The sequence below is a fragment of the Cupriavidus sp. FW306-1B-F12B genome, assembly GCF_058781795.1.
On sequence record NZ_JBYSXC010000010.1, the window covers coordinates 154,162 to 177,858 of the forward strand.

General features: G+C 65.0%; 20 protein-coding genes. 17 read left to right on the forward strand and 3 right to left on the reverse strand.

Features of this window, described 5'->3' with window-relative positions; all coding sequences use genetic code 11:
* Positions 1-9: 9 nt before the first annotated feature.
* The gene (locus AC3WLE_RS18320; RefSeq protein ID WP_492351777.1) at positions 10-939 is read right to left on the reverse strand and encodes a LysR family transcriptional regulator; all 930 of its coding nucleotides are present in this window, start codon (positions 937-939) and stop codon (positions 10-12) included.
* A 226-nt stretch (positions 940-1,165) separates the two neighbouring features.
* On the opposite strand from AC3WLE_RS18320, the gene AC3WLE_RS18325 reads away from it, so the two are divergent.
* From AC3WLE_RS18325 to AC3WLE_RS18380, 12 genes are all read left to right on the forward strand, one after another.
* Positions 1,166-1,561, forward strand: a complete 396-nt coding sequence (locus AC3WLE_RS18325) for a nuclear transport factor 2 family protein (protein ID WP_492351778.1) — start codon at positions 1,166-1,168, stop codon at positions 1,559-1,561.
* 78 nt (positions 1,562-1,639) lie between these two features.
* On the forward strand, positions 1,640-1,939 hold the full coding sequence (locus AC3WLE_RS18330) for a putative quinol monooxygenase (RefSeq protein WP_492351779.1): 300 nt from the start codon (positions 1,640-1,642) through the stop codon (positions 1,937-1,939).
* Positions 1,940-2,029: 90 nt separating this feature from the next.
* Positions 2,030-2,332, forward strand: coding sequence for a putative quinol monooxygenase (locus AC3WLE_RS18335; protein ID WP_492351780.1), 303 nt, complete (start codon positions 2,030-2,032; stop codon positions 2,330-2,332).
* A 147-nt stretch (positions 2,333-2,479) separates the two neighbouring features.
* On the forward strand, positions 2,480-3,838 hold the full coding sequence (locus AC3WLE_RS18340; protein ID WP_492357047.1) for an MFS transporter: 1,359 nt from the start codon (positions 2,480-2,482) through the stop codon (positions 3,836-3,838).
* 101 nt (positions 3,839-3,939) lie between these two features.
* Positions 3,940-4,335 carry a nuclear transport factor 2 family protein gene (locus AC3WLE_RS18345; RefSeq protein ID WP_492351782.1) on the forward strand — a complete coding sequence of 132 codons (396 nt, stop codon included), beginning with the start codon at positions 3,940-3,942 and terminating at the stop codon, positions 4,333-4,335.
* 12 nt (positions 4,336-4,347) lie between these two features.
* Entirely contained in the window at positions 4,348-5,304 is a 957-nt protein-coding gene (locus tag AC3WLE_RS18350) for a fumarylacetoacetate hydrolase family protein (protein ID WP_492351783.1), read from the forward strand.
* Between the two features lie 72 nt (positions 5,305-5,376).
* Positions 5,377-5,775: a cupin domain-containing protein gene (locus AC3WLE_RS18355; protein ID WP_436226092.1), complete on the forward strand. Its 399-nt coding sequence runs from the start codon at positions 5,377-5,379 to the stop codon at positions 5,773-5,775.
* Positions 5,776-5,830: 55 nt separating this feature from the next.
* The gene (locus tag AC3WLE_RS18360) at positions 5,831-6,769 is read left to right on the forward strand and encodes a VOC family protein (RefSeq protein ID WP_492351784.1); all 939 of its coding nucleotides are present in this window, start codon (positions 5,831-5,833) and stop codon (positions 6,767-6,769) included.
* 67 nt (positions 6,770-6,836) lie between these two features.
* A complete protein-coding gene (locus tag AC3WLE_RS18365) occupies positions 6,837-7,508 on the forward strand; it encodes a fumarylacetoacetate hydrolase family protein (protein WP_492357045.1) in 672 nt (223 codons plus the stop codon).
* A gap of 84 nt (positions 7,509-7,592) precedes the next feature.
* Complete coding sequence (locus tag AC3WLE_RS18370) at positions 7,593-9,392, forward strand: amidohydrolase family protein (RefSeq protein ID WP_492357044.1); 1,800 nt, start codon at positions 7,593-7,595, stop codon at positions 9,390-9,392.
* 225 nt (positions 9,393-9,617) lie between these two features.
* Complete coding sequence (locus tag AC3WLE_RS18375) at positions 9,618-10,043, forward strand: hypothetical protein (protein ID WP_492357043.1); 426 nt, start codon at positions 9,618-9,620, stop codon at positions 10,041-10,043.
* Positions 10,044-10,153: 110 nt separating this feature from the next.
* The gene (locus tag AC3WLE_RS18380; RefSeq protein ID WP_492351787.1) at positions 10,154-11,071 is read left to right on the forward strand and encodes a porin; all 918 of its coding nucleotides are present in this window, start codon (positions 10,154-10,156) and stop codon (positions 11,069-11,071) included.
* 32 nt (positions 11,072-11,103) lie between these two features.
* Here the strand turns inward: AC3WLE_RS18380 and AC3WLE_RS18385 are convergent, their stop codons facing one another.
* Complete coding sequence (locus AC3WLE_RS18385) at positions 11,104-11,835, reverse strand: GntR family transcriptional regulator (protein ID WP_492351788.1); 732 nt, start codon at positions 11,833-11,835, stop codon at positions 11,104-11,106.
* Positions 11,836-12,132: 297 nt separating this feature from the next.
* Here AC3WLE_RS18385 and AC3WLE_RS18390 point away from each other — a divergent pair, with 297 nt between their 5' ends.
* The 4 genes from AC3WLE_RS18390 (at position 12,133) to AC3WLE_RS18405 (ending at position 19,537) form a co-directional block, all read left to right on the forward strand.
* The gene (locus AC3WLE_RS18390) at positions 12,133-12,435 is read left to right on the forward strand and encodes a putative quinol monooxygenase (RefSeq protein ID WP_492351789.1); all 303 of its coding nucleotides are present in this window, start codon (positions 12,133-12,135) and stop codon (positions 12,433-12,435) included.
* Positions 12,436-12,641: 206 nt separating this feature from the next.
* Entirely contained in the window at positions 12,642-15,104 is a 2,463-nt protein-coding gene (locus AC3WLE_RS18395; protein ID WP_492357042.1) for a SagB family peptide dehydrogenase, read from the forward strand.
* A gap of 180 nt (positions 15,105-15,284) precedes the next feature.
* Complete coding sequence (locus tag AC3WLE_RS18400) at positions 15,285-18,692, forward strand: bifunctional diguanylate cyclase/phosphodiesterase (protein ID WP_492357041.1); 3,408 nt, start codon at positions 15,285-15,287, stop codon at positions 18,690-18,692.
* Positions 18,693-18,745: 53 nt separating this feature from the next.
* Entirely contained in the window at positions 18,746-19,537 is a 792-nt protein-coding gene (locus tag AC3WLE_RS18405; protein ID WP_492357040.1) for a glycine-rich domain-containing protein, read from the forward strand.
* A 127-nt stretch (positions 19,538-19,664) separates the two neighbouring features.
* Here AC3WLE_RS18405 and AC3WLE_RS18410 read toward each other — a convergent pair whose 3' ends face one another.
* Complete coding sequence (locus AC3WLE_RS18410; RefSeq protein ID WP_492321011.1) at positions 19,665-19,961, reverse strand: hypothetical protein; 297 nt, start codon at positions 19,959-19,961, stop codon at positions 19,665-19,667.
* Positions 19,962-20,161: 200 nt separating this feature from the next.
* Between AC3WLE_RS18410 and AC3WLE_RS18415 the strand changes: the two genes are divergently transcribed.
* On the forward strand, positions 20,162-23,665 hold the full coding sequence (locus AC3WLE_RS18415; RefSeq protein WP_492357039.1) for a pyruvate carboxylase: 3,504 nt from the start codon (positions 20,162-20,164) through the stop codon (positions 23,663-23,665).
* Positions 23,666-23,697: the final 32 nt, after the last annotated feature.

A 23,697-nucleotide genomic window follows, 5' to 3' on the forward strand; every position in this document is an offset into this window, starting at 1 on the left:
CGATTTTTTTTACGCGCCGATCCATGTCGCACCGCGCCAGATGCCGTCCTGCACCAGGCGCTTCATCAGCGACACGAGCGCGGCGGTCGCACAGGAGGCGGCGGTGGATTGGGTGCGCGTGGCAAGCCGCGCAAGAAGGATGCGGCGAGACAGGGCCGGCGAGGCAATGGGCGCGGCGGCCAGGGTGCCACGCGCCAGGTCGTCGGAGATGGCGGAACTTGGCAGGATGGTATGGGCGAAGCCTTTCGCTACCAGCGACTTCTGCACGCTGAGCGAATTGGTTTCGGCGGCAATAACGAGGTCAATACCGGAAACGGCATAAGCATGCTCCACCACATTGCGAAGGCCATGCGGCGGATTCGGCAGCACCAGCGCCAGTCCCTCCAGGTCCATGACGGAAAGCGGCCCGGCCTGTGGCAGCGTGCCTGGCCGCCCCACCAGGTACAGCTGCTCGTCGAGCAGGGCCTGCACCTGCAGGCCCGTGACCGACTTGTCGTCATACATCAGCGCGGCATCCACCTCGCCCGACTCGAGCCACTGCCGCAAATGCCCGGCATAGCCTACCGTCAGGCGGACGCCCAGCTGCGGATGCCGGTCCCTTAGCGTGGCAACCAGCTCCGGCGCCAGGAGTTCGCCGCAACTGGGAAGGAGGCCAATGTCCGCCGTGCCTGAGACCAGGCCCGCGGCGGGCTGGATCTCAGCCCTGGCGCGATCCAGTTCGCGCAGCGCACGCCGGCCGTACTCCGCGAGGGTCTTGCCGGCATCGGTCAGCAGCATGCCGTGCCGTTCGCGCTCGAACAGTTCGACGCCCAGCTCCTCCTCGAGAAGCCGGATGTGGCGGGAGACGGCGGGCTGGACGATGTGCAGGCGTTCCGCCGCCTTGGTCGTGCTGCCGGTCTCTGCGACGGCCAGCAATGCACGGAGTTGCTTGATATCCATGAGAATTGACGAGGTGGCTGTATCGAAGTTGTTGATTCGCGAGCGCTGGCCGTCGAATTTCAGTTGCCGGGCGAGGCGAATATGTGAGGCTCGCGCCGCCCGAGACCGGGTCGCGCGGGGAATCCCTGATTGATCTTGTCTCATAAGAGTATATAAATATTATCATTAGTTTTGAGGCTCCGAAGATTGTCCGGGGCAACCCTGAAAACTCGAAAAGGTGGTGGAGATGAACGAGAAGATGAGCGCCGACATTGCGGCGGTGATGGCGGCGGATGACGCGCGATATGCGGCCATGCTGGCCGGCGACGTGGCCGCGCTGGATGCGTTGCTTGCGGATTCCCTGGTCTACACGCATGCGACTGCGCGTACGGAAGACAAGGCTGCCTATCTCAAGGCGGTATCGAGCGGCCTCGTCAAATACGTCGAGCTGAAGCGGTCGGAGGCAGTCGTGCAGGTCTATGGGCCGACCGCCGTCATGCACGGACAGCTTTCACTCAGTGTGTTGCGCGAGGGCAGCCGCAAGGGCATGACCGGCCTGTTCCAGAGCGTCTGGGTCAGGTCGGACAAGCAATGGCAAATGGCGGCCTGGGCCTCTGTGCCGCAAGCGTTTACGTCCGCGTGATGGATGTTCGTGCCTGGCCGCGCCTGCGCCAGGCAGTACGGTCTGCGAGCAGATCAATCTACTGAAGGGGAAGAAGCGATGAGCGAAAGGAACGTGGTCCTGGCAGTGAGCTGCCGGATCCGGAGCGACAAGGTGAAGGAACTGATGGCGGAGTTGCTGGCGAATGCGGAAGCCTCCCGCGCGGAGCCGGGCTGCCTGCATTTCGACGTCAGCGTCGACAAGGACGATCCGACCAAGATCATGTACTACGAGGTCTACCGGGACCAGGCGGCGATCGATTCACACGCGCAGACCGCTCACCACAAGCGATGGGTGACCGAAGGCGCACCGCTTCTCGAAGTGCGGCAGCCGGTGCGGCTGTCACGCACGGCACCGTGACCGGGCGCGGCTGAGGCGGTTCGGCCGGCACGCGACAGGTCGCCCGCCCGGCGCAGCGAAGCAATACACAACAAGCAAGAGGGGAGACTGATGAGCGAGAGAAAGCAAGTGGTGGTGGTGGCCTGCCAGGCGCAGGCCGGCAAGCGGCAGCAACTGCTGGATGAGCTGGAGAAGAACCGCATGGCGGCACTGCAGACCGAAGCAGGTTGCCTGCAGTTCGATGTGACGACCGCCGAGGACGGCGACGAGCGCATTGTCGTCTACGAAGTCTACCGGGATCTGGCGGCGCTGCAGGCGCATCAGCAGACGCCGCATTTCAAGAGATTCCTGCAGGAAGGCATCCCGTTGTTCGCCGAGCACGACCTGGCGATCTACGAGCGCGTCGCGCCCTGAGGCGGAGGCTGTCCCGGGGCTGGCATGCCGGTCTTTGGGTCTTGCCACGCGATTCACCGTCCCTTGCCGGCGTCTCGGCAAGGGCTGGCTCATCCAGAAAGAGAAGGGTTCACCATGATCAATTCTGATTCGACTATCAGGACAAGCTTGCCGGCGGAGATCGGCAAGGAAGAAGAGGACAAGGTATTCCGGCGCGTGACGCGAGGCATCCTGCCGCTGCTGTTCATTTGTTCGATGATTGCGCTGTTCGACCGTTTCATTGTCGGCTTCGCCAAGTTGCAGATCACCGAGGCCTTCGGCCTGTCAGCCGCGGCCTACGGTTTTGGGGCCGGGATCTTCTCGCTCGGCTACCTGCTGTTCGAAGTGCCGAGCAACGTCATCCTGGCGCGCGTGGGTGCGAAGAAATGGATTGCCAGGATCATGGTGAGCTGGGGCATCGTCACGGTCGGGACGATCCTGGTGCGCACGCCGGAGCAGTTCTATATGGCCCGGTTCCTGCTGGGCCTCATGGAGGCTGGCTTCTACCCCGGCATCGTCTATTACCTGTCCGGCTGGTTCCCGCGGGCGCGCTTTGGCCGGGTCATGGCATTGCTGCTGCTGGTGTTCCCGATCAGCAACCTGTTCATTGGCCCGTTGTCCGGCTGGATCCTGGAGTCGATGTCCGGCACGGCCGGGCTGGCCGGGTGGCAATGGCTGTTTGTGGTCATGGGCATCCCGGCGATCCTGATGGGCTTCGTGTTCTTCCTGCTGGTCGCGGACAAGCCCCAGGACGCAAAGTGGCTCAGCCCACATGAGAAGCGCGTCGTCCTCGACGCAATCGCAAGGGATCGTGCCTCCAGGCATGAGTCGGGCGGCTGGTTCCTGGCGTTCAAGGACTGGCGCGCGTGGGCACTCGGCGCAATCATGGCGGGCGGCTATCTCGGCCTGTACGGCATCGTCTTCTGGCTGCCCACGATGGTGCAGTCGGCCGGCGTCAGCGGCTTCCGCAACATCGGCCTGATCGCCTCCATTCCCTGGATTGGCACCGTGCTGGTGACGCTGCTGCTCGGCTACTCGTCCGACTATTTCCAGGAGCGTCGCGGACATTTCTGTTTCGCAGTCCTCCTGGGAGCGCTGGGCTTCGTGATCAGCGTCCAGGCAAGCACCAACATCTACGTCACCATAGCCGGTCTCAGCGTTGCCTGCGCCTTCCTGTTCGCGTGCTTTCCGCCCGCCTGGGCGCTGGCGTCCACGCTGCTGGTCGGGCAGAGCGCCGCGTGCGGGTTGGCCCTGGTCAACACGGTTGCGTCGTTCGGTTCCTTCATCGGGCCTTACCTGATGGGGATCGGCCAGGAGCGGACCGGAAGCCTGACGGCGCCGCTGATGGTGATGGCTGCCATCTGCTCGATCTCTGCGCTCGCCATCTGGCTGATTCCTGCCCATGCCCCCGGCCAGTCAGGCGCCGGCAGCCGCGCGTTGAAGGATCCGAAGACAGGCGGATCGGTGGCGGATTCCATGGCGCAATGACGCGATAACCGGCGGCCATGGTCCGCACATTAAATCTATTGATATAAGCAAAAAATAGCCATCGGATGTCAGCCTTCATCCGATGGCCTGGAAGAATCGATATGAAAGACGAAACCAAAAGCAAGATCACCTCGGTCCTCAATGCCGACGACCAGCGGCATGCCGCGATGATCGGCGGTGACATGGCAGGCCTGGACCGCCTGCTGGGCGGCGACCTGGTCTACATCCACGGCAGCGCGAGGCAGGACGACAAGCAGCAATACCTCGCCTCCATCGCGAGCGGGGCGGTGAAGTACCTCGACATCAAGCGCACGGCGGCAGCGGTCCAGGTGTACGGGGATACCGCGGTGGTTCATGGCCACATTGCGATCCAGGGCATGTCCAGTGGCGAGAAGCGGCTGATCGACAGCCTCTTCCAGAGCGTATGGGTGTTGGCTTCCTTCGGCTGGCAGATGGTTGGGTGGGCGTCCATACCGACTGGCAAGGCGCAGGCATAAGGAGACAGCAAGATGAAATTCGTGACTATCGACTGTGGGGAAAAGGGCCATCCCGGCCTGCTGATGAGCGATGGGAATATCCTCGACCTGATCTTGCTGCGCCGGCATCTTGGTGTGGCGAGGCTTATCCCTGCGGATGTGCGCGGCATTCTCGAAGGCGGCGCTCCCGCACTGGCGCTGGCCGATCAGTGCCGGCGTGCCGTCGAGGAAATGAGCGACCACGCGAGTGCCCAGCTCAGCGAAACTGGGGCACTGGTGTCGTTCCATGGCACGCCGCTGCTGGCCCCGATCCCGGAGCCGCGTTTGTTGTTGGCGGCGTCCGGCAACTACGGTCGCCATATGCGCGAGTATCCGGACGTGCCGCTGCCGGAAAATCCTACCGCCTTCATCAAGCCTGCCGACACATTGACGGGCCACGAGAAGCCAATCCTGATTCCGCCGCAGTTTCCGGACCAGGTCGACTTCGAAGGCGAGTTCGCCTTCGTGTTCGGACGGACCTGCCATAACGTCGACGAAGCGTCGGCGATGCAGTATGTCGCCGGCTACACCATCGTCAACGACGTGTCGGCGCGCAACTGGGTAGCCGAGGTGTTCTCCTCGACCGAGCGCTTCCAGTCCATCCGCGCATGGGACCGGAACATCCTCGGCAAGAACCTGCCCAGCTTTTCGCCATGCGGTCCAGTCCTGACTACCGCTGACGAGATCGCGGATCCCCACGACCTGGCGATCACCACGCGCGTGAACGGCAAGGTCATGCAGGACAGCGGCACCAGCGATCTCATCTGCCGGATTCCCAGGCTTATCTCGTATTTCTCGAAATGGTACCGGTTCCAGCCGGGCGACATTTTCAGCACCGGCACCCCGGAAGGCGTTGGCGCCGGCCGCACGCCGCCGGTCTATCTCAAGCGAGGGGACCGCATCGAAATCGAGATCGCCGGACTTGGCACGCTGGCCAATCCGGTGGCATAGCGCCGGGCGGGCTGCGGGTCCGGCACGGCAACCCGCACGGGCGCAAATCTTCTGGAAACTGGACAAGGAGACATGATGGAAGACGTGGAGAAACTGACGATCCTCAGAGGCGAGGATCTGAACTGGGAAAGCGATGGAAGGCGGGGCTTCTTCGAGTATTGCGATCTCGGCATGCGCAAGGCGACCAGCGGCCGCTACCTGGTGCACCTGATTCGTGCCACCGCGTCGATGGAGTCGCCCATCGGCGGTCACCGGCACATCGTAGACCTGCAGGTCGTCTACATGCTCAAGGGATGGATGAAGCTCTGGCACGAGGGCCACGGCGAAGTCACGCTCAAGGCCGGCGACTGCATGTACCAGCCTGGCGGCCTGACGCACGGCGCGCTGGACTGGTCGGCCGATTTCGAATGCCTCGAGGTCATTTCGCCGGGCAATTTCAGCACGCTCGAAGCCGAGACCGAGGCGGCTTAGCAACAATCGGCACAAGGCTCGGCCGCCCACGAGCGGCCAGCCAATACCTGGAGACATGATGAGCATCATCAAGGCAACCGGCGTTGCATACGGGCGGCTGCGCGCACCGGATCTGGACAGGATGGAGGCATTCCTGCTCGATTTCGGCATGGTGCGCGTCGCGCGCAACGAGAATACGTTGTACATGCGCGGCACCGGGCCCGCGCAATACATCCATGTGACGGAAAAGGGCAGCCCTGCCTTCCTGGGCATGGCCTACCGCGCGGGCAGCGAGGCAGACCTGGAGAAGCTGACGCGGGTGCCTGGCGCCTCCGCGGTGGGGCCGATCGACGCGCCCGGTGGCGGCAAGCGCGTGCGCCTGCGCGACCCCGACGGCTACCTGATCGAAGTCGTCCACGGCATCGCGCCGCTGCCTGAGCTTCCGATTACGCATCGCCATCCGGAGCAAGGCCGGACGGTCGGGGTACTGGACCGGATCCACATGGGGCCCGCCCGGGTCAGGAGCTTCGGCCATGCCGTCATCTTCACCCCCCGGTTGCAGGAGACGCTGGAATGGTACTGGCATGTGCTGGGCCTGCTGCCGTCAGAGGAGGTGTACGAGGGCAGCCCGGACAACGTGCTGGGGTCGTTCAACCGCTGCGACTGCGGCGACGAGTTCGTCGACCACCACGTGGCGATGTTCTTCAGCAATGCCACCGCGGGCCTGAACCATCTCGCCTTCGAGGTGGTTGACCTCGACGACGTCTTCACCGGCCACGAGCACCTGCAAGCGAAGGGAAGGTACGAGCCGCTTTATGGCGTTGGACGCCACCTGCTCGGAAACCAGGTGTTCGACTACTGGGGCGGCCCCTGGGGGATGGTTCACGAACACTACGCGCATGGCGACCTGCTGAACGCAAGCTCGGGACGCAAGCGCGTTGACATCGCCCAGGGCTTTGTCTCGCCGTGGGGCGGGGAGCCTTCCGAGGCACTGCTGAATCGCGTCGTCCCCTGAGCCGCCGCTTAACACCACTATCAAGCCGAACAAGAACACCTCACTTGAATTCGACCCGCAAAGCCTGGTGCTGCCGCGTGTGCCCATTCGTGGCAGCGCCCAGCCTTACCATGTGCGCCGCATCTTCTGCGTCGCGCTGAACTATGCCGACCATGCCAGGGAGATGGGCAGGGAAGTCTCGCCTGAGCCGCCCTTCTATTTCACCAAGAGTCCCTTCGCCATCACGCACACGGACTCGGTCGTTCCGTATCCGCCGGCCACTGCCAACTATCACCACGAGATCGAACTGGTTGCCGCGATCGGAAAGCCTGCGTTCAGGGTGTCGCCCGCCGAGGCCTGGGACTGCGTGTTCGGATACGCATGCGGGCTCGACATGACGCGGCGCGACCTGCAGCTCGCCGCGCGCGACAAGGGCCGGCCGTGGGAGGTGGGCAAGGATTTCGAGGAGTCCGCGATCGTCTCGGAGATCGTGCCGGTTTCGGAAATCGGTCACCCGCAAAGCGGCAGGATTGCGGTCTCGGTGAATGGCGAGACGAAGCAGGACAGCGATATCTCGATGTTTATCTGGAACGTGGCGGAGCTGGTATCCGATCTCTCCAAATACTATCGCCTCGGGCCGGGCGACCTGATCTATACGGGAACGCCCCACGGCGTCGGGCCGGTGCGTGCCGGCGACAGCCTGCACGGCGTGGTCGCAGGCGTCGCCAGCATTGACCTGCGCATTGGGCCTGCAGCCTAGCCAGGCGTCAGTCGCATGCAGGCATGGCGCCAGGTCCAGGCGCCAGCCACAGGGAAATATTTCCTTCATATCTGGAGTCGGAGCATGAATGAGCAAGGCGAATCCGGGCGAGTCGGTAAATGGCCGCCGGCGGATGCAGCAGGGCAGGAGAATCGAGCCGACAACGCGGTCAGCGAGGCATCGGCTCGCAGCGCATACAGCCAGGCGTATCGGAGCCCGGAAGTCGGCGGGAACCGCGGCGCGCGCCTGCTGCTGAAAGGCGGCACGGTCCTCACGCTTGACGAGAAGGTAGGAGACTTCGAACAGGCGGATGTCCTGGTCGAGGGCAAGAAGATCGTGGCCATTGCCCCGCATCTGGAAGCGACCGACGCGCAGGTCATCGATTGCAGCGGAACCATCGTGATGCCCGGCTTCATCAGCACGCACCAGCATCAGTACCAGACGCTGATGCGCAGTGCGTTGTCCGATGGCATCCATATCCGCGCCATACCGGCCAATAGCCAGCAGCCGGTCGCCAAATGGCCGGGCGAGTTCTATACCACCACCATCCAGGAGGTCTGGACGCCGGGATTCATGCCGAATCCGCCCGTTCCGGGCCAGCCGCCCATCTGGGATCTCGGGCGCCCGCCCATGGACCCGGAGGACTGCTACATCGCCGAGCTGGTGTCGTCCCTCAGCCAGATCACCCAGGGCGTCACCACGATCACGGATACCTCGCAGTCATCGCACACGCCGGACCATACCGACGCAATGATCCAGGCGCTCTTCGATTCGGGCCAACGCGCGGTCTACGCTTACGGATGGGGCAATGACCGCTCGGCGCAGTTCCCGGAGCAGTCCTATGAATACCCCGGCCGCAGCGGCGATACGTCATTCGGGCTGGGCCGGCTGGCCAAGACGTACTTCAACTCGAAGGACCAGCTGGTGACGCTGGGCGCGATGCTGGACTGGCACCCGGTGGTCGATCCGCGCACGCGCGAGAAGCAGAACTACACGGGCTGGCAACTCGCGCGGGAGTTCGGCGCCTGGATCAACAACCACGCGGCGCACGGCGCAGTCGTCGAGGGCATTGCGCAGGATCCGCGCAACGGCGCCGACTGGTCCGATGTCACGCTGGTTCACTGCACGCTGTGGCAGGACGAGCCGGTCGCCCAGATCGGCGTGGATAACGTCAGGTCGCGCGCCTGGCAATTGGTTGCCGACCGGGGCGCGCACGTTTCGATCTCGCCGCTGGTGGAAATGCAGATGCGCCACGGCATGCCGCCGTTCCAGCTTGCGCTGAACTACGGCATCCTGCCCAGCCTGAGCCCGGACACGGAAACCAACATGACGACCAACCCGTTCTCGATGATGCGTTCCGCATTCACGCTGCAACGGGCATTGGCGAACGAGCTGGTGTTCCCGCTGAGCGACCCGCAGGGGCTGAAGGCGCCGCAGCTGGTGACCAGCCGGCAAGTGATCGAGATGATGACCATTGCCGGCGCCGCGGGCTCAGGACTGCTTCACAAGGTCGGCACGCTGACACCGGGAAAAGAGGCCGACATCGTCGTGCTCGACGCCAATACGCTCAACACCGCACCCATGAACAACGTTCCCGGCACCGTGGTCACGCTGATGGAGTCGCGCAACGTGCGCGACGTGGTCATTGCCGGAAAGATCGTGTACCGCGATAGGAAACTGGTCGGCTGGGACGTGCAGAAGCTGCTCAGGGACGTGACCCGGGCGAGGGATCGCGTGCTGGCGCGCATCAACGGCCCGGCGCTGGTCGGCACCCTGCCGGCGGGCCTGAACAGCCATGCCGAACCGTATCGGCCCAATTTCCTGGGATCGACTTCCTATATCGGGCAGAACGCCACCGCGCCGGCTTACGTGCTCAGGCCGTAGGTTGGGCGCCTGACGGCATCAGCGGCGCAGGCAGGGCCTGCGCCGTCAGCCTCTGTCTGCGGGAATTCCTGTTCCCCATTTGCCCCGTGGATTCATCCCGGGGATTCCTCACCCCTCTGGGAATCGCTGATGAAAAAGGAAATAGACCGATTGAGTGCGCTCGGCGGTTTTCTGGCAAGTGCCGGTGCCGCGCTTGCATTGGCCGGTTGCGCCGCTGCGCCGACCATGGTTGAACTGCAGGAGGTGCGCGGCATTTCCGCGCAGACGCTGCAGGCCAGGATAGGAGAACCCACCGACAAGGTTCGGCTGCATGACGGGCGCAGCCGCTGGCTGTACTCGGGCCAGCCGCTCGGACTCTTCGTCTATGCCGCGGATTTCGATACGGATGGCGCTCTGGTCGACTATCGCCAGATGCTGACGATGGAGGGGCTGCAGCAGGCCAGGCCGGGCGCGTGGGCCAAGCAGGATGTGGTGGCGCGTTTCGGCAAGCCCCGCTTGCCGATCCAGTACTACGCGCTGCAGAAGCGTGAAATCTGGTCCTACCGCTTCCAGTATGTGACGCAGATCGCGGTATTTCATTTCCAGTTCGACGCCGGCGGTGTTCTGCGCGGCACGCAGATGTCCATCAATTCCTTTGAAGACATGATGTGAGGGACCACCCGGCGGTGTAGCGAGGAGGCTGTCCCGCCCAATAGATTTATAAATATTCTTAATAAATATGCCTGAAGTGCCAAAGGCAACAGATGGGGGAGCGTGGTCCGATGAAATTGTTAGTCTCTTTCCTGCTTTTCGTCCTCTGCAGTACCGCGTGGGGACAATCGCTGACGTTGTATGGCGTGATCGATATTGCGATCGCAAAGAACCCGGGCAAGGGCGCCTGGGCAATGCAGAACGGATCGGGCAACCGCTTTGGTCTGCGGGGCACCGAGGACCTGGGGGGCGGCATGCAGGCCTTCTTCAATGTGGAGAACCGCTTTGCCGGGGACACGGGTGCCATGCGGGATCCGACCCGGCTGTTCAATGACCGCTCGATGGTGGGCATTCTCGGCCGGTTCGGGCGGTTCTGGGTCGGGCGGGAATACACGCCAGCGAGCTGGAACGTGCAGATTCCCGCGGACCCGCTCTACAACAGCACGTTGATGTCGATGTTCCTGATCAGCACCGGCGGCATCGGTAGAGTATACAACGACAAATCCGTTAACTATCAGTTTGATGTCGACGGCTTGACGTTCTCTGGCCAGGTCGCGGAGGCCGAGGGCAACAAGGTGCCGCATCGTCCGGTTTCCTTCTCCGTTTCCTACCGGGCCGGTTCCGTCCTCGCAGCCTATGGATACGACCGGCCTGGCGGCGACAGGGCCATCTGGCACATGGTCACCGGCGTCTATGAAACGCAGGCATTTACGCTGCGCGCCTCGATGGGCGGCGGCATGACCGATACGGGGAACCGGCGCGTGTCCCTGATCCTGGGCGCCACGATTCCGATCCGGAACAGCCAGATCCACATTTCCCACGGCAAGCTCAGGGATACCACTTCTGATCGGACGCTGATGGAAAAGACCGGTATCGCCTACTACTACTCGCTATCGAAGCGCACCTCGCTGTATGCCGACATCGTGCACGACAGCAATGCCAGGCCGAAACACTTCGGCGGCGAGATCGGCATCAAGCACAGATTCTGAGAGCGGGCGCGCCGGCCGCGCATGCGCGGCCGCTATGACATGTCGATCGAGATATCGAAGGAGAACTTGCCCGCGGGACAATAGATCCGCCCGACATCGACCACGCGCTCCGTATGATCGAAGACCGTCGCCACCAGATTCAGGATTGCACTTTTCGGCGGCACCCGGAGGTGGCTCGCAATATCGGCGGAGGCTTCCATTGCGCTGGCGCTGTAGTCGATGCGCATGACATTGACATTGAACTTGTCCCGCAGGATCCGCGGAATCGGCATCTTCTGCATATCCGCCTCGGTGATGTTCTCACCGAACTCGGGAAGCATGTAATTGACCGCGTAGTTGATCGGGCCGTTCTTGTCATGGCGCAGGCGGCGCATATAGGTCAGGTGCGTCGCGTCGCGGAAGGTCGCTTTCAGGTCCTCGGGGGTGACGACCAGAAGCTTCTCAAGCAGGTCGAGTTCCGCAGCCGAGTCGTGATTGAACACTGTCGCCAGTGTTCCCAGGACCTTCATCTCCTTCCTTGGCTGCGCTTCGAGTGGATTGATGACGGTGCCACGGCGGCGAGTCCGCGTGATCAGGCCCTCGCTCTCCAGTACCGTCAATGCCTGCCGGACGGTGATCAGGCTGACGCCATGCTCTTCTGCAAGTTGGCTCTCGGGCGGGAGGCGGAGTTCGCTGGAACGCAGCCGGCTGTAGATCTCCGCGCGGATCGACTCACAAGCCTGGTACCAGAGCGGAAGCTTGCGGCTGAAATGACTGGTTTCCATGGGTAGGATATTCCTGCCGGCGGCGAACGGCTGTTGCATTGAACATAATGAAAATATTATACAACATAACGATCACTGGCGCGCACAGGAGACTAGATCGCCTCTCCTTGTTGGTTCGTGCGCTGCAACGATAGTCGATTGCCGCGAAGTTGGCTTGCTGTGCTGGTCTATATAAGTATAATGATAATAGCATTAGGATCGTAGCACTGTGTGCGGTCCGGGATGCTGCCATGACCCACAACAAACGCCGTTCGAGCCGAAGTGCGGATCAGCGGCGGTGACTAAGGAGAGAGATTCATGAGTGAAGGAAACGTCGTATTGGTGGTCAATTGCCGCATCAAGCCGGGCAAGGTGGAGGAACTGATGGCAGCGCTGAACGCGAATGCCGAAGCGGCAAGAACGACCGAGCCGGGTTGCCTGCAGTTCGACGTGCTGGTCGACCCGGAAGATCCCACCCGAATCATGTACTACGAAGTCTATCGGGACCAGGCCGCCATCGAAGCGCATGCGCAGACAGCGCATCACAAGACGTGGTACACCGTGGGGCCGCCGATGCTCGAGGTGCGGGAGCGTTCGGATTTCATCCGCGTAGCGCCGTAATATAAAGTCCCGCTGTCGCAAGCTGCGTCCGGACGACCGCTCGGGCTCCGGGCGGGCTTGCCTGCCACATTGTCGGCGCGGAGATCTGTCGGATGAGACCAATGGCCAGTTCAGGGACACAGGGCGCTAGCGCCGGTAGTCGGAGCGTATCGAAAAACCAGGACATCCGCGCGTGGTATCCGGCCGCGTGCGAGCGGGCGCAGCAAATGCTGCAGGCGCAGAACTGGGATCATGCCCGGCAATTGTTCGAGGCCATCGAAGCCCGGCTGCCGCAGGCGCGCGCTTTCGAGCGCGCTGTCGTCCTCGAGCGGATTGGACAGTGCCTGCTTGGGGCGTCACGCTTCGACGCGGCGATGTCGCAGCTGCACGCCGCGCTCACGCTGGCGCAACGGCTCGCACCCGCGCGGGCCGTTGGCCGGCTTGTCTACATGCTGCATGCCGCGCTAGGGGACGGGTTCCGCGCCTCGGGCGACATTGAGCAGGCAAGACAGTCCTATGAAGCCGCGCTGGCCGCCGCGAGGAACGCGGGCGATGCGGGATTTGTGGCCCAGGCCTGGCATCGGCTTGGCAAGTTCGACGCATCGCTGCAGCGTGACGCCGATGCGAGCCTGTCTTATGCGCAGGCGGCAAGCGCGTTCCGTGCGCTGGGCGATTGCGCGCGGGCAGCGCAGGTCCTCGGCGAGAAGGGCGCATGTCTCGCGCGCGCCGCCAGGCCAGCCGAGGCGATCGCATGCTATCGAGAGGCACTCGAGCTCGATGTGCGCGCCGTCCCGTCGCGGCGCCGGCTTCAGCACACATGTGCGCTGGCACGGCTCCTGGTCGGGTCGGCACCGGCGGCGGATATCCGCCGCCTGGTGCAGCATGCCCTGGACGCTGCCGTTGCACTTGATCCGGATGCGCCCGAGATCTGGCATGCCTTTGGTGTCCTGGCAGACGTGGCTGGCATGCAGGCCGACGCCGCGAGCGACGCTGCGACGGCATCCGCGCCGCGGGCGGAGTATCTGCTCTTCCACGGACTGCACCTGCGTGTTCCACAACTGTTCGCCACGCTGGCCTCGCTGGGCCAGGGAGAGTCCTTCGGCGCCGCCGTCGTGCTCGGCCGGCTCGGGCACTCACTGCGGCTGGCGCATCGGCTCGAGCAGTCGGTCCGTTTCCTTGAGCAGGCCCTTGGGACGCTTGCACAGGCGCCGGAGGGCGCCAGCCGCATGGGGCTGGCGGCCATGCTGCAACGCGACCTGGGCGACGCGCTGCTGGCGCTCGATCGGCCGGCGCCGGCCTGCCAAGCTTACGAGGCCGGTCTGGCCGCCTGCAAGGCAACGCGGGACCTAGCCGGTCAGACGGTGTTGCGTGACCGGCTCGCCGACGCGACACGGCGCGCCGGCGCGACAGTAGCGACAGTAGCGACAGTAGCGACAGCAGCCACAGCAGCCACAGCAGAGGCCGCCGTGCCGGCGCCTGGCCCAATGCCTGAATCCGCCGGCTTCAGGTTGACCATGTTTGATGAGACGGCGGTCTCGTATGTCTTCGATTCTGGCCTGCTGATAGACGGGGTGCCTGAAAGGCGGCAGACCACCTGGACGCCAGCCGGCGGAGCAAACGTCGGCGCCCTATGCCCGACGCTTGTTCCCTTTGCACGCAGCTGGGCCGACGCAGACAGCACCACGCGCTTCGCCCTGCGTTGCGAGGAGCCGGCATTTGAGCCACAGCCGGGCTGCGTGTTGATGCGCGCCACACGGCGCGAAGTCGCCGTGGCTGGTGCGGCCGCGGTGCTGGCTGGCCTGTTACGCGCCATGGACGGCGGGCACACTGTCGCACAGCTGCTGGACCGGCTATCCCCTCCCGACCGCGGCGTCGGGGATGCCCTGCTGCGCGCGCTGGCCGACGCCGGCGTGATCGACCTCTCGGGCAGGGCCGCCGGCCGGCTGTTGCATACCCTCACAAAAAAGGGTGTGCTTGCCGGCGGCGGCCTGGACCGCGATGCCGTCCTGCATCTGGCAACTGACGGTGGGCATCGCGCTTATCCTGGCGCGCCAAGAACGACGCTCGGGCGATCCGTCCCCGCAGAGCTCGAGGCCTTCCATGCCATCACGCGGGCCCGGCGTTCGCAGCGCGCCTATACCGGCCTGCCGGTTTCCCGCCAGCCGTTCGACGCGCTGCTCCAGATCGCTTGTGGCGCGACCGGCATCCTGAGCGGAGCCTCGCGCGACGCCACGCTACGCGCCTATCCGTCAAGCGGAGGGCTCTACGCGGTCGAAATCTACCCGGTCATACTCAATGTGGAAGGGCTCCCCCCAGCCATCTATCACCTCTGCCCGGATGAGGGGGAACTGGAATGCGTGCGGCCGCTGCCCCGCGAGCGCCTGATCGAAGCCATGTTGCCGGCGGAACGGGAAATGATCTCGGGCTGTGCCGCGCTGATCTGCCTGACCGGGTACTTTCCCCGGCACGAGTACAAGTATGGCGAGGGGGGCTATCGCATGCTGGTGGCTGAGTCCGGCCATCTGTCGCAGAACCTGATTCTTGCCGCCACCGCGCTGGGGCTGAGCGCGCGCCCGTTCGGCGGCGTCTTCGACACGCTTCTGAACGACGTCCTCGGGCTTGATCCATCGCAGGAGCAGTTCCTGCTGGCGGTGGCGCTGGGCCACGCCGTGCCGCAGCCGTCGTCCTGATCCGCATCTCGCAAAACTGCAACCCCACTTAAGTCGGGTGTTTACGTCGCGATAATCAGGGCCCGTTTTTCCCCGCTTGTTATAGATTGTTAAGACATATAAGAGCGCGGGTTTCGAATAGAAACCCCAGCCAATAAGTGCACTATTAGCATCAGTCGTTGGTGACGGACGTTCGGCCGCATGGTTGCCATCGACATCCGGGGGGAAACAATCTTGCGCCAGACGCTTGCGCGCGCGCTGCGCCCGCTTGGACGGCTTGGGTCGCGCACCATCACCGCGGGCACCTTGCTGCTTGGCTTGATGACGACGGCTGTCGTCTATGCGTTCTGCACCGACCTGCTTGAGAAGGACGTCCGCCTGCGTTTTGAGAACGATACCGGCGACGTGATCCAGCAGATCGATACACGGATCCGCCTCTATACCGATGTACTGGTGACCATGCAGGCGCTGTTCGGCGCCAGCGACCATGTCTCGCGCGGCGAGTTTCGCGATTTCGTCAGCGGCTTGAACCTGCCGCAGCGCTATCCCGGTTTCCAGACGCTGAACTACGCGCCCTACGTGCCGGCGGCCGAGATCGACGCCTTTGTCGCCCGGCAGCGCAGCGATCCGATCCTGCGCGAGGCGGGCGTGACGTTCAACGTCCGCCCTCCCGGCCAGCGGCCGGGGCATTTCGTGCTGACCTATGTCGAACCGCTCGCCCTCAACCTGGCGTCGATCGGCATCGACATGGGCGCCGAGCCACGCCGCCTGGCCGCGCTGGAACGCGCGCGCGATACCGGGCAGTCAGTCAGCAGCGGGCGCCTGATCTTCAGCGAGGCAAAGAACCCGCATGTGGGCATCGCCCTGCGCCTGCCGGTGTACCGCAAGGTGCCCGAGCTGGATTCCGTGGAAGCGCGCCGGCGCGCCTATGTCGGCTCGGTTGGCGCGGGGATCCGGGTGGATGACCTGCTGAAGGACCTGGTCAGCAATGAGAACCTGCGCCGGATCCGGTTCCGCGTGCATGATGCCGGAGACTTCGCGCAGGCTGCGGTTCCGCCTTCCGCAGCCAACCTGCTCTATGACAGCGTGACCGGCCTGGCGGCCAGGGAACGCAGCCGGGTTGCCGGCGGCAGCGCCGTCCACGCCAGTGCCGCGCATGGCGCGACAGTACTGGCGGACGGCCAGGCGGCCCCGGGCCAGCATGACCTGGCCAAGAGCGTGGTGCGGAATTTCGGCGGACGGCGCTGGGTGATTGCATTTGCTGCCGATGCCAAGGCCATCAGTGGTCCGCAGCGCTACCTGCCGGGGCTGGTGGTGATTTCCGGCGCGATCATCAGCGTGCTGCTGGGGTGGCTGGCCTACGCGTTGTCGAGTTCGCGCGCTCGCGCCGTGGCCGTGGCCGACCAGATGACGCACAGCCTGCGCGACAGCCAGGCCGCGCTTGCCGAGGCACAGCAGATTGCCCACCTGGGCGACTGGCGCATCGACCTGGACCAGGACAGCGCGCACTTTTCCCAGGAGATGGCGCGCCTGCTAGGCTTGCGCGGCGACAAGCCGACTCCGGAAGCGCTGTTCCAGGCGATCGACGCCGGCCATCGCGCCGTGCTGCGGGAAAGGATGCGGACAGCCCTGCAGGATCGCCAGCCGTTCGAGTTCGAGTGCCCCTACCGGTCGCGGCGCGGACGCCGGGGCTGGCTGCACCTGATCGGCCACGCGCATGGGGCGGCGGACAGCGCCGTGCTGCGGGGCACCGCGCAGGACATCAGCCAGCGCAGGTCCGCCGAGCAGGCCAGGACGCAGGAACACCAGATTGCCCTGCACCTGGCCACCGCCACCAGCGAGATCGAGGTGCTGGAGGAGATCGTCCACACGCTGCTCGAAGGCATGGACTGGGAGGCCGGTGCCTTCTGGCCTGGCGATGACAGCCAGGGGCTGAAGCTGCCGCCGGTCTACCTGGCCCGCGTCAAGACGCTGCAGCCCTGGCTCGCCGAGCGCCCCGCATTGCCGGCCGGCGCCGTGGTCTTGCAGGCGCCGCAATGGTATGCAAGCCGGAGCGCGATGGCCCGGCATCCGCAAGCCAGGTGGCTCGACGCCGGCGGCATCCGGACGGTGTTCGCCTTCCCGCTGAGCCGGGGCCACGTGACGCTCGGCGTGGTCGAACTTTATTCCCGCAGCAAGCGCAGCCCCGATACGCATGCGCTCGCGATGGCGAGCGGCATTGCCAATCAGACCGGGCATTTCCTGTTGCGGCGCCAGGCCGAGGAAAACCTGCGCTTCATCGCCAATCACGATGCCCTTACCGGGCTGCCCAACCGCCTCATGTTCAAGGCCGAGTTCGAGCAGGCGCTGACCCGTGCCCGCGCCAGCGGCCAGGCCCTGCATGTCATTTTCGTGGACCTGGACGAATTCAAGGTCGTGAACGACACCATCGGCCACAACGCCGGCGACATCGTGCTGCGCGAGATGGCCGACCGCTTGCGCGGCAGCCTGGAGGAGGTGGAGCTGATCACCCGCTTCGGCGGCGATGAATTCGTCGTGCTGCTGGACCCCAAGGGAGATTCGACGATCCTGGACCGGACCATCGCCCGGATCCAGGCTGCGCTCGCGCCAGGCTTCGTCGTCAACGAGTCGGAACTGCGCATGACGGCAAGCATCGGCATCAGCTCCTTCCCCGAGGACGGCAGCGACTGGCAGACCCTGCTCAAGCATGCCGACCTGGCCATGTACGGTGCCAAGCAGCTCGGCAAGAACGGCTACCAGTTCTACTGCCGGGGCATGAGCGCGTCGCTGCAGCGGCGCATCGACATGGAGTCGCACCTGCACCGCGCGCTCGAACAGGACGAATTCATCCTCTACTACCAGCCGCGCATTGCGCTCGCGTCGGGGGCGTGCACGGCGGTCGAGGCACTGATCCGCTGGCGCCACCCGGAACTCGGCCTGGTCATGCCCGGAGATTTCATTCCCTTCGCGGAGCAGAGCGGCGCCATTGTCGAGATCGGTGCCTGGGCCCTGCGCGAAGCGTGCCGGCAGAATGCCGCATGGCGCGCGCAGGGACTGCCGCCGGTGCGTGTTTCAGTCAATCTTTCGGCACGGCAGTTCGCCGACAAGTCGCTCAGGCTGACCATCATCGATGCCCTGCGGCAAGCCGGGCTGCCCGGCAACCTGCTGGAGCTTGAACTCACCGAGAGCATGGTCATGCGCGATGCCGAACAGGCGTCCAGCTGGCTCTCGCGCCTGAAGCGCACCGGTGTCCGGCTGGCAATCGACGACTTCGGCACCGGCTACTCCTCGCTCGCGTACCTGAGCCGCTTCCCGATCGATACGGTCAAGATCGACGGCAGCTTCGTCCGCTACATACCGGAAAGCCGCAGCGACACGCAGATTACCAGCGCGGTGATCGGCCTTGGCCACCGGCTTGGCCTCGAAGTGGTCGCCGAAGGCGTGGAGAACGAGGTGCAACTCGAATTCCTGCGCCGCGAAGGCTGCGACGAAGTGCAGGGCTACTACTTCAGCCATCCGCTGCCGCCAGCGAAGATCACTGCCTTCCTGGCCAGCCGCATGGAGAACGGTCCCGCTCTCGAGCATGGACCGCAACCGATGCGCGCCTGACTGCCCGTCAGTCCGGTGCGTGCTTAAGCAGTCCAATAACAGGGAGCTAGATCATGCAGGACCGTACTATTGAAATCATGTGGCAGGCCATCGACGCCCTGGACTTTTCCAGGATGAAGGCCAAGCTGCTGCATCAGAAGCATGCGCATTGGTCGCCGGAATCGCTGGAGCAGGCGGAGAGCGGCTATCGGCAATTCCTCAAGCTGGCGGCGAAGCATCCGGACACGCCCGCCGTCCCCAGCGAGCAGGTGGATGCCTTCTGGCATGCCCACATCCTGGACACCAGGCGCTATGCCAGCGATTGCGAGCGCATCTTCGGCTATGTCCTTCACCACGACCCCTACGTCGGCATCGACGGTCCGGAAGACGAGGCCCGCCTCCTGCAAATGGCCGCTGCGAGCGATGCGCTGAGCATGCGCGAATTCGGCAGCCCGCTGACGTCTGCGGCATATTGCGCCCGGGCGGCGGCCGACGAGGCCGCTTACTGCGCACGCATGGCCAAGGCGGAAGAGGCCGCGTACTGCGCACGCATCGCCAGGACCGAGGAGCCGGCATACTGCGCACGCATGGGCAAGGCGGAAGAGGCCGCGTACTGTGCACGCATCGCCAGGACGGAGGAGCCGGCATACTGCGCACGCATGGCCAAGGCGGAAGAGGCCGCGTACTGTGCGCGCATCGCCAGGACGGACGAGCCCGCGTACTGCGCGCGCATGGCCAGGGCGGAAGAGCCCGCGTATTGCGCACGCATCGCCAGGACGGAAGAACCGGCGTACTGTGCCCGCCTTGCCACGGCCGGCGCCCCCGCATACTGCGCACTGGCGGCGCCCCAGGCCGCTGCCTGCTGAAGGCCTGCATTCGTGGCCGGGCGGGCGTCGTCAGCCTGGCCACGTTGCCCACGCCGGCACTCCCGGTTGCCGCGCGCCACAGGTGCTGCATCGCGCATTGGCCGCGGCATCCATGAAATGAAAAATTTCATTTCTGAAATTCGTTAGGCCGGCCTCGGAAGAAAATCCTCCGCCAAATCAATGGGATGGTGCCTGAACCGGCCGTGGCCCGGTTCTTGCGGCAGCAGGACGGGACGGGCGCGTATTTCATCGTGCCTGCAAACCTGCCGTCGCCCTGCATCGCGCTGCGTCGTGGGCAGGCGAACCTGGTCTTGATGAGGAAGGCACCACGATGTACTACGGAAGAATCGGAGCCCGCGCGCACAGCCGCGAGCTTGCCGGGGACGGCGATCAGCCACTTGCCGGCCAGAACCGAAGCGAGCATGGCGATCGGAACCAGCCATTGCCAAAGCGTGCCAACTGGGCGTGGGCCGCTGCATCGGCGCACTATGACTGGATGGACTCGCACGCCCCATTTGCCCAATACGACTAGCAGCCCGGGCAAGCCTTGCGCCCGTGCTGCATCCCCGATCACCTGACCCTGCCGCGGCGGTTGCGCGCGGCTGGTTCGCTTCCCTGCATCCCATGGACTACGCCCCTATCCGCTCCCTGCTGATTGCCAACCGTTCCGAGATCGCGATCCGCGTGATGCGCGCGGCCGCCGAGATGAACGTGCGCACGGTGGCAATCTATTCGAAGGAAGACCGCCTCGCGCTCCATCGCTTCAAGGCCGATGAGAGCTACCTGGTCGGCGAGGGCAAGAAGCCGCTGGCGGCTTACCTCGACATCGACGATATCCTGCGCATTGCCAGGCAGGCGAAGGTCGATGCCATTCATCCGGGCTATGGCTTCCTTTCAGAGAACCCGGACTTCGCGCAGGCCGTGATCGACGCGGGTATCCGCTGGATCGGCCCGTCGCCCGAGGTCATGCGCAAGCTTGGCAACAAGGTGGCGGCGCGCAACGCGGCAATCGACGCGGGCGTGCCGGTGATGCCGGCAACCGATCCGCTGCCGCATGACCTGGAAACGTGCAAACGCCTGGCTGCCGGCATCGGCTATCCGCTGATGCTCAAGGCAAGCTGGGGCGGTGGCGGCCGCGGCATGCGGGTCCTGGAACGCGAGCAGGACCTTGAGGGGGCGCTGGCCGCGGCGCGGCGCGAGGCGCTGGCTGCGTTCGGCAACGACGAGGTGTATGTCGAGAAGCTGGTGCGCAACGCGCGCCATGTCGAAGTGCAGGTGCTCGGCGACACGCACGGCAACCTCGTGCATCTCTATGAGCGCGACTGTACCGTGCAGCGGCGCAACCAGAAGGTGGTGGAGCGGGCGCCCGCGCCATACCTCGACGATGCCGGCCGGGCCGCGCTGTGCGAATCGGCCCTGCGGCTGATGCGCGCAGTCGGCTACACCCATGCCGGTACGGTCGAGTTCCTGATGGATGCCGACTCCGGCCAGTTCTACTTCATCGAGGTCAATCCGCGCATCCAGGTCGAACACACGGTCACGGAGATGGTCACCGGGATCGATATCGTCAAGGCGCAGATCCGCGTGACCGAAGGCGGCCATATCGGCATGACCGAGAACACGCGCAATGAAAACGGCGAGATCGTCGTGCGCGCCGCGGGCGTGCCGGTGCAGGAAGCGATTTCGCTCAACGGTCATGCGCTGCAATGCCGGATCACCACCGAGGACCCGGAGAACGGTTTCCTGCCGGACTATGGCCGCCTCACCGCCTACCGCAGCGCGGCCGGCTTCGGCGTGCGCCTGGACGCCGGCACCGCCTACGGCGGCGCGGTGATCACGCCGTACTACGATTCGCTGCTGGTCAAGGTCACCACCTGGGCGCCGACCGCGCCCGAATCGATCCGGCGCATGGACCGTGCGCTGCGCGAGTTCCGCATCCGCGGCGTCGCGTCCAACCTGCAGTTCCTCGAGAACGTCATCAACCATCCCGCGTTCCGGTCCGGCGACGTCACCACGCGCTTTATCGACCTGACGCCGGAACTGCTGGCGTTCACCAAGCGCCTGGATCGCGCCACCAAGCTGCTGCGCTACCTGGGCGAGGTCAGCGTCAACGGGCACCCGGAGATGAGCGGCCGCACGCTGCCATCGCTGCCGCTGCCCGCACCGGTCCTGCCCGCCTTCGACACCAGCGGCGCGCTGCCCTACGGTACGCGCGACCGGCTGCGCGAGCTGGGCGCGGAGAAGTTCTCGCGCTGGATGCTGGAGCAGAAGCAGGTGCTGCTGACCGACACCACCATGCGCGACGCGCACCAGTCGCTGTTCGCCACGCGCATGCGCACCGCCGACATGCTGCCGATCGCGGCGTTCTATGCGCGCGAACTGTCGCAGCTGTTCTCGCTGGAGTGCTGGGGTGGCGCCACCTTCGACGTGGCGCTGCGCTTCCTCAAGGAAGACCCGTGGCAGCGCCTTGAGCAACTGCGCGAGCGCGTTCCCAACGTGCTGTTCCAGATGCTGCTGCGCGGCTCCAACGCGGTCGGCTACACCAATTATGCGGACAACGTGGTGCGCTTCTTCGTGCGCCAGGCGGCCAGTGCCGGCGTGGATGTGTTCCGCGTGTTCGATTCGCTGAACTGGGTGCGCAACATGCGCGTGGCGATCGATGCCGTTGGCGAGAGCGGTGCGCTGTGCGAGGGCGCGATCTGCTATACCGGCGACCTGTTCGACAAGTCGCGTGCCAAGTACGACCTGAAGTATTACGTCGGCATCGCGCGCGAGCTGAAGCAGGCCGGCGTGCATGTGCTGGGCATCAAGGACATGGCCGGCATCTGCCGTCCGCAGGCCGCGGCGGCACTGGTCAGGGCGCTCAAGGAAGAGACCGGGCTGCCGGTCCATTTCCATACCCACGACACCAGCGGCATCTCGGCCGCTTCGGCGCTGGCCGCGATCGAGGCCGGCTGCGATGCGGTCGACGGCGCGCTCGACGCCATGAGCGGGCTGACCTCGCAACCCAACCTGTCGAGCATCGCCGCGGCCCTGGCCGGCAGCGAGCGCGATCCCGGCCTCAGCCTGGAGCGCCTGCACGAAGCGTCGATGTACTGGGAAGGGGTGCGCCGCTACTACGCGCCGTTCGAATCCGAAATCCGCGCCGGCACCGCCGACGTGTACCGCCACGAGATGCCCGGCGGCCAGTACACCAACCTGCGCGAGCAGGCGCGCTCGCTCGGCATCGAGCATCGCTGGACCGAGGTGTCGCGCGCCTATGCCGAGGTCAACCAGATGTTCGGCGACATCGTCAAGGTGACGCCGACGTCCAAGGTGGTCGGCGACCTGGCACTGATGATGGTGGCCAACGACCTGAGCGCCGCCGATGTGTGCGATCCCGCCAAGGAAACCGCCTTCCCTGAATCGGTGGTGTCGCTGTTCAAGGGCGAGCTGGGCTTTCCGCCCGACGGCTTCCCCGCGGAACTGTCGCGCAAGGTGCTGCGCGGCGAGCCGCCGGTGCCATACCGGCCCGGCGACCAGATCCCGCCGGTCGACCTCGACGCGGCGCGCGCCGCGGCCGAAGCGGCGTGCGAGCAGCCGCTCGACGACCGCCAGCTGGCTTCGTACCTGATGTATCCGAAGCAGGCCGGCGAGTACCACGCGCATGTGCGCAACTACAGCGACACCTCGGTGGTACCCACGCCGGCATACCTGTACGGCCTGCAGCCGCAGGAAGAAGTGGCGATCGACATCGCCGCCGGCAAGACCCTGCTGGTCTCGCTGCAAGGCACGCACCCCGATGCCGAAGAGGGTGTCATCAAGGTCCAGTTCGAGCTGAACGGGCAGTCGCGCACCACGCTGGTCGAGCAGCGCAGCGCCACGCAAGCGGCGGCAGCGCGCCATAGCCGTCCGGTTGCCGAGCCCGACAACCCGCTGCATGTGGCCGCGCCTATGCCCGGCTCGATCGTGACGGTGGCGGTGCAGCCGGGGCAGCGCGTGGCCGCGGGCACGACGCTGCTGGCGCTGGAGGCGATGAAGATGGAGACCCATATCGCGGCCGAGCGGGACTGCGAAATCGCCGCAGTCCATGTTCAGCAGGGGGATCGCGTGGCGGCGAAGGATCTGCTGATCGAACTGAAGGGCTGACGTTGGCCGGCAGGGCGCAGGCTCCGATTTGC